This window comes from Paraburkholderia sp. IW21 (genome assembly GCF_041321145.1).
Taxonomy (GTDB): Bacteria; Pseudomonadota; Gammaproteobacteria; order Burkholderiales; family Burkholderiaceae; genus Paraburkholderia.
Genome location: NZ_JBGGWA010000012.1, coordinates 178841 through 191183, shown reverse-complemented (window position 1 = coordinate 191183; position 12343 = coordinate 178841). Strand labels below are relative to the sequence as shown.

General features: G+C 62.3%; 12 protein-coding genes. 9 read left to right on the top strand and 3 right to left on the bottom strand.

Features of this window, described 5'->3' with window-relative positions; translation table 11 throughout:
* Positions 1 to 195: 195 nt before the first annotated feature.
* A complete protein-coding gene (locus ACAX43_RS26145; RefSeq protein WP_370711298.1) occupies positions 196 to 1278 on the top strand; it encodes a calcium:proton antiporter in 1083 nt (360 codons plus the stop codon).
* A gap of 16 nt (positions 1279 to 1294) precedes the next feature.
* Here the strand turns inward: ACAX43_RS26145 and ACAX43_RS26140 are convergent, their stop codons facing one another.
* Positions 1295 to 2188 (bottom strand): LysR substrate-binding domain-containing protein, encoded by an 894-nt coding sequence (locus ACAX43_RS26140; RefSeq protein WP_370711297.1) that lies wholly within the window; start codon positions 2186 to 2188, stop codon positions 1295 to 1297.
* Positions 2189 to 2737: 549 nt separating this feature from the next.
* Here ACAX43_RS26140 and ACAX43_RS26135 point away from each other — a divergent pair.
* The 8 genes from ACAX43_RS26135 to ACAX43_RS26100 all read left to right on the top strand — a co-directional run bounded on the left by ACAX43_RS26135 (position 2738) and on the right by ACAX43_RS26100 (position 9805).
* The gene (locus ACAX43_RS26135) at positions 2738 to 3832 is read left to right on the top strand and encodes a PotD/PotF family extracellular solute-binding protein (RefSeq protein ID WP_370711296.1); all 1095 of its coding nucleotides are present in this window, start codon (positions 2738 to 2740) and stop codon (positions 3830 to 3832) included.
* 5 nt (positions 3833 to 3837) lie between these two features.
* Positions 3838 to 4812, top strand: a complete 975-nt coding sequence (locus ACAX43_RS26130; RefSeq protein WP_370711336.1) for an ABC transporter permease — start codon at positions 3838 to 3840, stop codon at positions 4810 to 4812.
* Entirely contained in the window at positions 4809 to 5690 is an 882-nt protein-coding gene (locus tag ACAX43_RS26125; protein ID WP_370711295.1) for an ABC transporter permease, read from the top strand. Before ACAX43_RS26130 ends, ACAX43_RS26125 begins: the two co-directional genes overlap by 4 nt.
* A gap of 37 nt (positions 5691 to 5727) precedes the next feature.
* The gene (locus tag ACAX43_RS26120) at positions 5728 to 6798 is read left to right on the top strand and encodes an ABC transporter ATP-binding protein (RefSeq protein ID WP_370711294.1); all 1071 of its coding nucleotides are present in this window, start codon (positions 5728 to 5730) and stop codon (positions 6796 to 6798) included.
* A gap of 43 nt (positions 6799 to 6841) precedes the next feature.
* Complete coding sequence (locus ACAX43_RS26115; RefSeq protein WP_370711293.1) at positions 6842 to 7666, top strand: transporter substrate-binding domain-containing protein; 825 nt, start codon at positions 6842 to 6844, stop codon at positions 7664 to 7666.
* A 95-nt stretch (positions 7667 to 7761) separates the two neighbouring features.
* Positions 7762 to 8508 (top strand): amino acid ABC transporter permease, encoded by a 747-nt coding sequence (locus ACAX43_RS26110; protein ID WP_370711292.1) that lies wholly within the window; start codon positions 7762 to 7764, stop codon positions 8506 to 8508.
* A gap of 2 nt (positions 8509 to 8510) precedes the next feature.
* Complete coding sequence (locus tag ACAX43_RS26105) at positions 8511 to 9167, top strand: amino acid ABC transporter permease (protein WP_370711291.1); 657 nt, start codon at positions 8511 to 8513, stop codon at positions 9165 to 9167.
* Between the two features lie 236 nt (positions 9168 to 9403).
* Positions 9404 to 9805 (top strand): hypothetical protein, encoded by a 402-nt coding sequence (locus ACAX43_RS26100; RefSeq protein ID WP_370711290.1) that lies wholly within the window; start codon positions 9404 to 9406, stop codon positions 9803 to 9805.
* Positions 9806 to 10317: 512 nt separating this feature from the next.
* On the opposite strand, the gene ACAX43_RS26095 is transcribed toward ACAX43_RS26100, so the two are convergent.
* Together ACAX43_RS26095 and ACAX43_RS26090 are read right to left on the bottom strand one after the other, a co-directional pair.
* On the bottom strand, positions 10318 to 11259 hold the full coding sequence (locus ACAX43_RS26095; RefSeq protein ID WP_370711289.1) for a peptidoglycan DD-metalloendopeptidase family protein: 942 nt from the start codon (positions 11257 to 11259) through the stop codon (positions 10318 to 10320).
* A gap of 650 nt (positions 11260 to 11909) precedes the next feature.
* Positions 11910 to 12326: a hypothetical protein gene (locus ACAX43_RS26090; protein ID WP_370711288.1), complete on the bottom strand. Its 417-nt coding sequence runs from the start codon at positions 12324 to 12326 to the stop codon at positions 11910 to 11912.
* Positions 12327 to 12343: the final 17 nt, after the last annotated feature.

Sequence of the window (12343 nt, the reverse complement as noted above, 5' to 3'; positions counted from 1 at the left end):
GTCTTCGCAGTTGCGTCGCGCAATGTGTCCAACCGACTGACAAACCGGGTCCGTTGCGAACTATCCTTTATAATTTAAAGCGTTAGAGCATGTTGTTGACACGATGCATGAGCATGCTCGCTCGCTCCAAGCCTCGCCGACGCTTCGCAGCGCCTGTCGCGTCGGTCAAATACCAGCAACAAAAGGAAGCCCTGTATGACCACGCCCGCGACCATTTTGCCCCGCTGGACCATTGCCGCGCCCTTCGTCGCCTGGATCGTGCTGGGCGTGGCGTATGCCATGCCTGGCAACGGGCTGTTGCTCGCCCTGGTGGGCGTAGCGCTGTGCGCAGCAGTCTTCACGGCGGTACATCATGCGGAAGTGGTCGCGCATCGCGTCGGCGAGCCGTTCGGTACGCTGGTGCTGGCCGTGGCCGTCACGGTCATCGAGGTCGCGCTGATCGTGTCGGTGATGCTGACGTCCGGTCCCGAGAAGGCGGGCCTTGCGCGGGACACCGTATTCGCCGCGGTGATGATCGTCTGCAATGGGATCGTGGGGATTTGCCTGCTGGTGGGCGGCATCCGGCACCGCGAGCAGGACTTTCAGAGTCGTGGCGCAGCGGCGTCGCTGGCGGTGCTCGCGTCGTTGTCCGTGTTGACGCTGGTCATGCCGAACTACACAACAACCAGCGCCGGCCCGATTTTGTCGTCGTCGCAACTGGCGTTCGCGGGGATTTCGTCGCTGGTGCTGTATGGAGTGTTCGTGTTCGTCCAGACCGTGCGGCATCGCGATTACTTTCTTGCCGGCGTCCCCGACGAAGACGTCCATGCCGCCCCGCCGAGTGTCGGCGCCGCGCTGGCGAGCGGCGGCTTGCTGGTGGTGTGCCTGGTCGCGGTCGTGTTGCTGGCGAAGGTGCTCTCGCCGGTGGTCGAAACCGCGGTGAAGAATGCGGGCGCGCCGCCGGCGGTGGTCGGCATCGTCATTGCCGCGCTGGTCCTGCTGCCCGAAGGACTCGCCGCCGTGCGCGCGGCGCGCGCCGACCGCCTGCAAAACAGCCTGAATCTCGCGCTCGGCTCGGCGCTTGCCAGTATCGGCCTGACTATTCCCACCGTCGCGGCCGTGTTTTTGTGGACCGCTCAGCCGCTCGTGCTTGGTATCGACGGCAAGGAAACCGTGCTGCTGGTTCTCACGCTGCTGGTCGGCACCCTGACTCTCAGCTCCGGACGCACGACGATTCTGCAAGGCGCCGTGCACTTGTCGCTGTTCGCGGCGTACCTGTTTCTGTCGTTCGCGCCTTAAGGCCCTCGCTCACGGCCTACTCTTCCCAGTGCTCCGCGATCCAGTCGCGAAACAGATTCAGCTTCTGCTGATGCGCGACTGAATCCGGATAGACGAAGTAATAGCGCCAGCCGGTTTTGAGCACCGTATCGAACGGTCGCACGAGGCGCTTGGCTGCGACGTCTTCGTCGATCAGCGCAAGGTCGCTAATCGCGACGCCGAAACCCTGCAATGCGGCGTTGGTCGCCATGTCGAGTGTGTCGAAGCTCGGGCCGTGCTCGGCATCGATAGCCTGTGCATTCGCGGCATCCCCCTCGATCACTTTCGCGAGCCACATCTTCCAGTCGCGATGATCGCGGGTTGGATGCAGCAGCGTGTGGCGCGCCAGATCCGCAACCTCGTCCAGCGGCTTGTCTTTCAGCAGATCGGGCGCGCACACCGGCGTCAGCCGCTCCTCGAACAACGGCACCGCCTGCACGTCAACCCCCGGCGACGAGCCGTAGATGATCGCCGCGTCGAACGGCTCGATCTGGAAGTCGACGTCGTGTTGCCAGGTCGTGGTGATCTGCACATGCAGATCGGGATACTCGGCCTGGAAGCGCATGATCTTCGGCAGCATCCAGCGCATCACGCAGGTCGGCACCTTCAGCGCGAGATCGGTACGTTGGCGCGTGAGTCGCAGCGAAATCTCTTCGATGCGTGCAAAGCTCTCCTTCACGGCCGGCAGCAGCAATTCCCCTTCGGCAGTCAGCGTCAAACCCTTCGCATGGCGCTTGAAGAGCGGAAATTTGTAGTAGTCCTCGAGCGCGATGATTTGCCGGCTGACCGCGCCTTGTGTCAGGCACAGATGGTCAGCGGCGCGCGTGAAGCTGCGATGCCGCGCGACGGTTTCGAAAATCTGCAGCGCATTGAGCGGCGGGAGACGTCGCATCGGGTAGTCCGGTCGGGAATCAGGAAATGTCATTGCGAGGGCGTGCGGTGTTGTATGCCATTACGCCCCCGGACCCCACAGGATACGCGATCAGCATTTTTGGCACGAGGTGGCGGCACGCCAACGCGCATGCATTCTTCTCATGGCGCAGCCACGAATTGCATGCTGAATCTTATGGCGTGCACCGACGCTGGGCACACCTTGTCCGAAACCGCACCAGAACCGAGCTTTCCTCATACCTCGCCGCCAAGGCCGGTCGACGGAAAATCATGGACGTTAACCCGCATGCGCCACTGCCCCGGCGCTCCCGCTGAACTGAGCGATACCCGCACGGCTAATTGCGCCGAGTCATCCGCATGAGATTACCTCATGCCCTCCATGCGCATATTTCGTTTGTTGGAGGATTTTGACAAACCTAGAGTGCATCGACACGCAATGCATCTGGCAATGCGTGGCGGGTAGCGCAAACGAGCAGCGCGAATGGGCGATGCAACGGCAGCGGTCACAGCGATATCACCAGGCAACAGGCGTTCAACACAGGAGACCGCCATGCAAGAGATCAAACGGGGTAGAAGGCAGGCCATCAAGACGATCGGCGCGGCGCTCGCGGCGTCCACGTTGCCGATGCCGTTCATCAATCTGAGAGCGCAGGAACACAACTTCTCCGGCAAGACGCTGCGCTTGCTGACCTGGTCGGACGACACCGGCGCGGCCGCCTTGCGCAATATCGCCGCCACCTTCATGGCGAAGACCGGCGCGAAAGTGATCGCCGATCGCGCCGACGGCACCTCCGGCATGGTCGCCAAGGTCAAGGCCGCAGGCGATCGTCCTACTTACGACGTCATCACGCTGGCGGGTGTCGGCGCGGCGGGTCTCGGCGACGCGGGTCTGCTGATGAAACCCGATCTCGACAAGCTGCCGAACCTGAAGGACGTCGCGGCGCAATATCGTACCGGTGCGAACGGCTTCGGCGTCGGTTATCTGCTGTGGTCGGATGGCTTGATCTACAACACGTCGACGGTCAAGACGGCGCCCACCACGTACGAAGCACTGTGGGACCCGAAGTACGCTGGGCGCCTCTTTCTGCCGCCGCCGGAATGGGCTGAAGCGGTGGACCTCGCGATCATCGCCGCGAAGATGAACGGCGGCTCGCAACAGAACATCGAACCCGGTTTCAAGAAGCTCATGCAGTTGAAAGACCACGTGATGACGCTGGGCGAAAACCCGAACCAGGTTGCCGACCTGTTCCGCACCGGTTCGCTCGATATCGGCGGCATTTATTCGCCGGCCTTTTTCCCGGACCAGATCCGCAAGCCCGAATACAAAATGGGCGTGACGTATGGCATGAAGGAAGGCTTCGCCACGCAGCTGATGTTCACGGTGATCCCGAAGTCGCATCCGGCCGACAGCGATCTGATCCACGCCTTCATCAACCATTCGCTCGACGCCGGCGTGCAAGGCCGCATGGCTGCCGACGTGCTGAACGGCCCGGTCAATTCGAAAGCGGTGATTCCCGCCGGGAGCCGCGCGTTCGTGCCGAGCCCGCAGCAGATCGCCGAGAAAGCGATCCTGCATGACGACAAGGCGCTGGCCGTCGTGCAGCCGGCGTGGATCAAGCGCTACACCGAAATTTTCTCGGCATGACCACGATGCTCGCGCGCTTTTCGCGGCGTGCCGCCTCTGCGTCAGATGCGGCGTCGGATAATGCGCCGGGCGCCGCTTCCGGCTCGCCCGGCGCGGCTTCCGGCGCACCGGACGGACAGGCGGAGACAGCGCTCGCGAAAGCGCGTCCCTGGCTTCTGCTCGCACCGATCCTGCTATTCCTCGCGATACTCGGCGCGGCAGCGCTTGTCGTGCTGCGCATGAGCTTCGGCACGCAAGGCAATGAATGGCGCGGCTTCACGCTGCAAAACTACGCAGACCTTCTCGACGGTTATTTTCTGAAGTCGTTGTGGCTCACGTTGAAGCTCGCGTTCCAAAGCATGATCTGCGCGGTGCTGCTGGCCATTCCTGTTGCACTGGCGATGGCGCGCACCAAATCGCGGCTCGCGCGGCGACTGTTGCTGGCGGGCGTGCTGCTGCCGTTGCTTGTCAACCTGTTGCTGCAAGGCTATGGCTGGCTGATCATTCTCGGGCCGGCCGGTTTGCTCAACCACGCGCTGCTCGGAAGCGGCCTCGTCGACCGCCCGGTGATGTGGCTGTATCGCGAACATGGCGTGTTGCTCGGGTTGATTCAGACAGCGTTTCCGCTCGCCGTCCTGCCGTTGTCGAGTGCAATGCGCGCGGTGTCGAGTTCGTATGAAGAGGCCGCGGCCACGCTCGGCGCGACGCGTTGGCAAACGCTGCGTCAGGTGTTGCTGCCGCTGGCGATGCCGGGCCTGGTGTCCGGCGCACTGCTGGTGTTCGCCTACAACGCCAGCGCATTCGCGGTGCCCTTGTTGCTCGGCGGACGCCGTGTGCCGATGCTTGCCGTCCTGGTCCACGACCAGGTCGCGCCTTTGCTCAACTGGCCGGCGGCATCCGCATCGGGCGTCGTGTTGATGATCGCCACGCTCACCGTGATGGCGCTTTCGCAGCGCCTCGTGCGCCGTACGCAACATCTCGCCGAGGAGCCTCACGCATGAGCACGCCGATTCAACCTTCACGCCTGACGCGCCTGCCGCGTTTGCCCGGCCTGCCGATCAGCATGCCCGGCCAGCTCGGCAAGTCCACCGCCCTGCTTGCCGCCATCGTGCTGTTTCTCGCCGCGCTGCCGATCCTGACGATGATCACCATGTCGTTCAGCGCGGCGGACACGCTCGAATTTCCGCCGCACGCCTACGGCCTGCATTGGTACCGCGCGGCATGGCACAGCTTCGTCTCGCCGGACGCGAGCGACTCGCTCTCAATGGGCGCCGCGCTCAGCACGAGCCTGATCGTCGCGCTGTCGACGATGGTGATCGCCACCCTCGTCTCCGTGCCCGCCGCTTACGCACTGAGTCGCTATCGTTTTCGCGGCAAGCCCGCGGTCGAACAACTGGTGACGTTGCCGCTCGTCTATCCGCTGGTGATGCTTGGCTTATCGCTGCTGCTGGTGTTCAACCTGCTGCCGATCGAACTCGGCGTATTCCGCCTGATCATCGCGCATGTGATTCTGGCGCTGCCGTTCACGGTGAAAAATTGCGCGGCGTCGGTGGCGTCGATCGGCCCCGAGTTCGAGGAAGCGGCCTGCGTGATGGGCGCGAGCCCGAGCCGCGCGCTGATCGACGTGATCCTGCCGCTCATGCGCCCAGGTATTCTCGCCGGCATGCTGTTCGCGTTCATCGTCTCGTTCAACGAATTCACAGTGACGTTCTTCCTGTACGGCATCGACACGATGACGCTGCCGGTGTGGCTCTATAGCCGCACGGTGTCGTCGCTCGACCCGACCGTGTTCTGTTTTGCCGTATTCATCGTCGCGATCGACTTCGCGCTGATCTGGCTGCTTGAAAAGCTGATCGGCGATGAAGGCGTGGCCCTTTGATTCGCGCTGCAATGAAGCCTTTTTGCTGGAGCATTCGATGACCCATCTGACCTTGCAGGCCGTGACCAAGCGCTTCAACGCGGCCCATGCCGTCGACAGCGTCGATCTGAGCGTGCCCGACGGCAAGCTGGTGTGCTTTCTCGGGCCGTCCGGCTGCGGCAAGACCACGCTGCTGCGGATGATCGCCGGACTGGAAACGCCGAGCGCGGGCAGTATCCATTTCGCCGGGCGCGACATCACGCGTCTGCCCGCCAACCAGCGCGACTTCGGCATGGTGTTTCAGTCGCTCGCGCTGTTTCCGCATATGACGGTCGCGCAAAACGTCGCGTATCCGCTGAAACTGCGCAAGACCGCGAAAGATGCGCAAGCGCGCCGCGTCGCCGAATTGCTGGAGTTGATCCAGTTGCCGCATATGGCGAACCGGCCCGTTACGCAACTCTCCGGTGGCCAGCGGCAGCGCGTGGCGATTGCCCGCGCGATCGCGTCGCAACCGAAACTGCTTTTGCTCGACGAACCGCTCTCCGCGCTCGACGCCAAGCTGCGCGAAGCGATGCAGGTCGAAATCCGTCTGCTGCAACAGCGCCTCGGCATCACCACGATCATGGTCACGCACGACCAGCGTGAAGCGATGACGATGGCCGACGAGATCGTCGTCATGGAGAGAGGCCGGATTGCGCAAGTCGGCAAACCACTCGATATTTATCGCGATCCGGTCAGCGAATTCGTCGCCGACTTCATCGGGCTCGGCAATATCCTGCCGGTCACTTACGACGGCGCCGGTGGCGTGAACCTGCCGGGCGGCCGGCGCATTGCCGTTGCGCAACCGCCGCGCGTGCCGGAGTCCAACAGCGATATCCGTCTGCTGATCCGGCCGGAGGATGTGTGCGTCAAATCGGCGTCCGATGCAGGGCCGAACCGGCTCGCAGGCACGGTCACTTTTATCCGCGACGTGGGGGCGTCGCTCGAAGCAACCATCGATTGCGCCGGCTTCACGCTGACCGCCGCGACCACGCCTCGGGAAACGCCGGGACTCACACTCGGCATGCCGGTGCTCGCGGAGTTGCCCCCGCACGCGTGCAAACTGATCGCCGCCCGCGCGGCGCATTGAAAGAACCCATTCCAATACCGAGTTTTCGACAGAGGAAAAGACCATGAATCAGCCCCAAGTTGCTCAATCGAACGCGCGCCGCGTCTTCGCCATCCTTGCCGCTACGCTGGCTTTTACCGGCCTCGGCGCGCTGTGTGCGTTTTCGCCTACGGCGCATGCCGATGCGCTCGACAACATCGCCAAATCCGGCACGGTACGCATCGGCGTATTCGAGGACTATCCGCCGTTCGGTTCGATCGGCCCGGACATGAAGCCGATGGGCTACGACATCGACGTCGCCAATCTGATCGGCAAGTCGCTCAACGCGAAGGTCGAACTCGTGCAGGTAACAGGCGACAACCGCATGGCCTACCTCGCCGACCACAAGGCTGACATGCTGCTTTCAGTCGGCCAGACGCCGGAACGCGAAAAGGTAATCGACTTCTCGCAGCCTTACGCGCCCTACTACCTCGCGGTGTTCGGGCCGAAAACGCTGCCCGTGAAGAACGCCGCCGACCTCGCCGGCAAGTCGATCTCGGTTGCACGCGGCACACTGGAAGACCTGAGCGTCAGCAAGATCGCGCCGCCCAGCGCGACCATCAAACGTTTCGACGATCCTAACGGCGCTATTTCAGCGTTTCTTTCTGGTCAGGCACAGTTGATGGTAGTGGGCAACGACGTCGGCGCAACCATTCTCGCGCGTCATCCGGCGAACGATCCGGAGCAAAAGTTTTCGCTGTTCAGCTCGCCGGATCACGTCGGCTTGAACAAGAACGAAGCGCGTCTGAAGCAGAAAGTCGACGACACGATCGCCAAGGCCCGCAAGGACGGCACGATGAATGCGATTTCGCAGAAATGGCTGCGTGCGCCGCTGCCGGCCAACCTCTGAACCTTTATTGCGCGGACTGACAGGCCAGTCCCCATGGGGACTTCCTTCGGGGCGTCCGGGCCGGAGTTCGACCTCACGATGAGCGCCACCACGCCATGACCTATGCGTTCGATTTCAGCGGCTTCGGCCTTTATGCGGGGCTGCTCGCGCGCGGCGTCGCCGTCACGCTGGGGCTCACCGCCGTGTCCACTGTGCTTGGCGGTCTCGTCGGGATTGGCGGCGCGAGCATCGCGGTGGCCGGGCCGAAGTGGGCGCGCGGGGTGGTCGCGACCTATGTCGAACTGATCCGCAACACGCCGTTCATCGTGCAGCTGTTCTTTATCTTCTTCGGCTTGCCGAGTCTCGGCATTCATATCGACGAAGTGCAAGCAGCGATTCTGGCGATGACCGTCAATCTCGGCGCCTACGCGATCGAGATCGTGCGCGCCGGCATCGATTCGATTCCGCGCGGCCAGGTGCAAGCCGCGCAAGCGCTCGGCCTGCATGGGCGGCAAGTGTTTCGCTATGTCGTATTACCTCAGGCGATCGCCAATGTATTTCCCGCACTGCTGAGCCAGGTGCTGATCGTGATGCTTGGTTCGGCGGTGGTCTCACAGATCTCGGTGCCCGATCTGACCTATGCGGCCAACTTCATCCAGTCGCGCAACTTCCGCTCGTTCGAGAGCTATCTGATCATCACCGCCACGTATCTGGTGTTGTCGATTCTGTTGCGCCAATTGTTGAACCGGTTTGGCCGCGGACTGTTCGCCGGCCGCGCAGCGCGAGGCGCCGGCAACGCACCGCGTCGCTGGCGCACTCGCCTGATGTGGCGCGGCGTCCGCACGCTGCCGACGGAGCGCTGATCATGATCGAATTCACGCTGTGGGACATCGCCCGCAATCTGTTGCTCGCCGCCCGTTGGACGGTGCTGTTGTCGTTGATCGCTTTTGTGGGCGGGGGGATCGTCGGGCTGATCCTGCTCGCGATGCGCGTGTCGCCTTTGCCGTGGCTACGGCGGATCGTCGTCGTGTACGTGGAAGTGTTTCAGGGCACGCCTTTGCTGATGCAACTATTTTTGGCGTTCTTCGGGCTGCCGTTGCTAGGCGTCGATGTGTCGCCCTGGGCCGCGGCAGCCGTCACGCTGACGCTCTATACCAGCGCGTATCTGGTCGATATCTGGCGCGGCTGCGTGGAAGCCGTGCCGCGCGGTCAATGGGCCGCGGGGGCGAGTCTCGGCATGACGTTCAGCCAGCAACTCCGTTATATCGTGTGGCCGCAGGCGCTGAAAATCGCCGTTGCGCCGACGGTCGGTTTTCTCGTGCAGGTGGTGAAAAGCACCGCGCTGGCGTCGATCATCGGCTTCACGGAGTTGACCAAGACCGGCACGATGATCACCAACGCTGCCTTCCGGCCGTTCCCAATCTACGGCATGGTCGCGATGATTTACTTCGCGATGTGCTTCCCGTTGACGTGGTATGCGCGGGTGCTCGAGAAACGGCAGAAGGTCGGGCAGCACCGTTGACCCGGGCTAGCCGCACAACCGCAAAGGCCCTGCCGCCGCGTATCCCGCAACTGAAACGAGATTAAAATCAATGCGCTACCATCGGCCCATGGCCTGCGCCGGCGTGCTTCGCGTGATCACATCATTCTTATCGATGCATAGTCGAGCGATTTTGTTAGCATGGATCTGACGTGAACCCGATCGGTTGACCCGATCGCCCGGCTTGATCCGGCATGACTATCCGAAGGAGCGGCAAAATGAACGACCAGCAATGCACTCAATTCCTCTCGGAGATTCGCAGACCGCTCCTCGCGCTGCATAAGTCGATTCTCGATCACGAGCGCGCATCGTACGAAAAGGAATTCGGCCCAGTGACGCCGGCAGCCTTCCTGCAGGTGCTCATCAATGGTTCGGGGTTCCGCTGGCTCACACCGCTCTCCACCGTCATTGCGAACGTCGACGAGATTCTCGACGATAAGGAAGCCGAGGCCGAAGACCGGCTCGCCGCAGCCGAAGCGGTCACGGGTCTCTTTTCTCCCGATCAACCGAACAACGCATTCCTGCCGCGCTACTTGCCGCTGCTGCAAGCCGATCCTGCGATCCTGCACCACCACGGTCAGGTCTCGCAACTGCTGCGCGGCGCTGAAGCGCAGAAGTAGCCGGTGGGTTGCGTGGCCTGCTCACCGGTGTGGGTTGAACGTCGTCTTTATAGTCGAACGCGGCGGGACGTCATGCCCGCAGTAGCCTTCGGCTCCCGAATTCGCTCACCATTGCACAGCACGCGTTCCGGTCGATCACCTATCGTCAGGTTGAATACCGGAACGACGCGTCCTCGACGATTACCAGGCATTTCGAATACAGCCGATTGAACGGCACCTTATTTCAAGGTGATTTACGCTCGATTCGTAATAGTGCGCGGTGCCTGCGCCGCTCGTCTTTCATACGAACGATGCCGTGAGTGAGATTCTTTTGAATTTGCCTGGTTTTGCTGAATAAATCAAAGGTGAGCTTCTGCGGGAGGCTCGACAAGGACGCTGCGAAAAGCCGGCGAACACGCTTTGCGCAGCCCTGCCAAGGTAAGCAGACTTTTCTGTGCAAAGCAGCGGCCCCAGCGAAATACTTGCCGGGGTCGCTGCTTCTGAAGAGGTTGCGAGAATCGTCGGCTCAATGCCTAGCCGCGACCTTGAGGCAAATACGGCATGGGATCGATCGGCTTGCCGTCGCGACGCAACTCGAAGCCCACCGAGACACGCGAGTTATTTTCGTCGCCCATTTCAGCGATCTGCTGCCCTTGCCGCACGATGTCGCCGATTTTGACCAGCAGCTTACGGTTATGCGAGTAGGCGGTCAGAAAGTCTTTGTTGTGCTGGACGATGATCAGACTGCCGTACCCGTTCAATCCCGTGCCGGCGTACATCACTTTGCCGTCGGCCGCGGCCCGCACTGGATCGCCCGCCTTGCCGCCGATCTCGATACCGCGCGTTTCGCCCGGCTGGAAAGCTTCGACTACGCTGCCGCCCGCAGGCCATGCCAGCGAAACGCCATTTGCATGCCGCCTGGTTTGCTGCGCGACTTCGCGCGCCTCTGCAGCGCCGGGCGTGGATGACTGCGCAGTGGCCTGTGTCGTTGCCTGCCTGGCTGCTGCCGCATTCACCGACGAAGGCTGCGTCGCGAGCGGAACAGCAGGCGCGGACGCCGCCGCAGCTTTGGCCGCGTTGACCGCCCGCACCGTTTCCGGCGAGGCGACATGCAACACCTGTCCCAACTTCAACCGCGAAGAGGCCTTGAGACCATTCCACGCTTGCAACTGCCTGACACTGCAATGATGATGTTGCGCGATGCGCACCAATGTGTCGCCACGCTTGACTCGATACACCAACGGGGGCGCCTTTTCGAGCGGCGTGCCGTCGTCGGCGCCGGGCTCGAGCGACGCGCCTGCTACTGCGCCTGCTACTGCGCCAGCGGCTGCCGCCGTCGGCACACCGGACGCAGCGGATGCCGTGCCGGTCTGCATGCCCTGCTGCCCCACATTCGCACAACCGCTGACCGCGAGGGCGACCCACACGCCCGCCAGACTGGCCATCATTGTTTTGTCGAAACGCTTTCCCGACATGTTCGACTCCTGCCTTCTTATTGGCGGACCAGGTGCCACCCTGTCGCAGGAGATGCCCGCGCTGGTACGACGCGCTGCCTTTCCTCGCGACACGGCGAAGCCACCGCGTGCGGCTCACCCGTGCCTTGCCGTCTAACCCAAGCCCTTCGCCTTCATCACCGGCGGGACAACCCCAAGCGGGCTGCCCGGCAGTTCGCACGCCGCCGGTCTTCCGCGAAAAGGGCCGGATTGCCGATTAAAATTCCAGCGGAATTGTAAAGTGCGTTGTGCAGAAAACGCCCCGTCTCACACATTCTGATACAAACCTTACCCGCGGTATTGCCGATGCCGCCGCCATGTCATGTGGACAGCAGCGAAGGCATCTTGATTGTCCGCGGGCCGTTGTAAGTCCGGTCATCGCAGGAGCGGCCGACCACGAGTGCCCTACTGCTGGTTACGCGCATGCGCAGGCGTCCGTCAGACGCTTCCACACACAACGTCGCAAAACGCGGAAACAGCTGCGCCGCTACGACTGGACGACAACGTTTGCTTTATCGGCAGAACGCCGCGAAAACTTGAATCGTCGGTCGCCGCAAAAGTAGGTGTGGAGGAAGAATGCGTCGGTGAGCGGACAGGCGGCCGCCCATCCGGCCCGAAGCAACCGGCTTGCGCTAGCTGTAGTACTGACCTTGATACAGCACGTAACCGACGGGATGATGCGTAAAGTGCAGCACCGGAAGAACGGGGTTGTCGTTGTCGGCTGTTGGATAGGCACTGGCTTCGGGAATGTATTCGCCTTGGGCCTCAATCGGCTGTCCGACCTGCAGCCCAGGGATTTCCTGCGTCAGCCCTTCACTATCGCCAAAGCGTACAGCGACGAATACGTCGGTACCGACCAGGTTCTGTGTGCCGCCTTCGAACTTCACGACCTTGTCGATCTTGATGACGAATTGCTGATGATTGGCGCCATGGTGATTGTCCGGACTGGCGAACACCTTGCTGATCGTGCCTTGCACACAGGCCAGCGGCGCGCCCAACGAATGGGCGAAACGGTGATGAAACAGGATCTGTGTCGCGCGATTGCTCATGAAGTCTCCGTGAAGGG

Coding starts and splice junctions, on each gene's coding strand:
- ACAX43_RS26090 (WP_370711288.1), bottom strand. CDS start 12,326: ATGAGCAATCGCGCGACACAGATCCTGTTTCATCACCGTTTCGCCCAT.
- ACAX43_RS26120 (WP_370711294.1), top strand. CDS start 5,728: ATGACCCATCTGACCTTGCAGGCCGTGACCAAGCGCTTCAACGCGGCC.
- ACAX43_RS26115 (WP_370711293.1), top strand. CDS start 6,842: ATGAATCAGCCCCAAGTTGCTCAATCGAACGCGCGCCGCGTCTTCGCC.
- ACAX43_RS26135 (WP_370711296.1), top strand. CDS start 2,738: ATGCAAGAGATCAAACGGGGTAGAAGGCAGGCCATCAAGACGATCGGC.
- ACAX43_RS26140 (WP_370711297.1), bottom strand. CDS start 2,188: ATGCGACGTCTCCCGCCGCTCAATGCGCTGCAGATTTTCGAAACCGTC.
- ACAX43_RS26110 (WP_370711292.1), top strand. CDS start 7,762: ATGACCTATGCGTTCGATTTCAGCGGCTTCGGCCTTTATGCGGGGCTG.
- ACAX43_RS26125 (WP_370711295.1), top strand. CDS start 4,809: ATGAGCACGCCGATTCAACCTTCACGCCTGACGCGCCTGCCGCGTTTG.
- ACAX43_RS26100 (WP_370711290.1), top strand. CDS start 9,404: ATGAACGACCAGCAATGCACTCAATTCCTCTCGGAGATTCGCAGACCG.
- ACAX43_RS26145 (WP_370711298.1), top strand. CDS start 196: ATGACCACGCCCGCGACCATTTTGCCCCGCTGGACCATTGCCGCGCCC.
- ACAX43_RS26095 (WP_370711289.1), bottom strand. CDS start 11,259: ATGTCGGGAAAGCGTTTCGACAAAACAATGATGGCCAGTCTGGCGGGC.
- ACAX43_RS26105 (WP_370711291.1), top strand. CDS start 8,511: ATGATCGAATTCACGCTGTGGGACATCGCCCGCAATCTGTTGCTCGCC.
- ACAX43_RS26130 (WP_370711336.1), top strand. CDS start 3,838: ATGCTCGCGCGCTTTTCGCGGCGTGCCGCCTCTGCGTCAGATGCGGCG.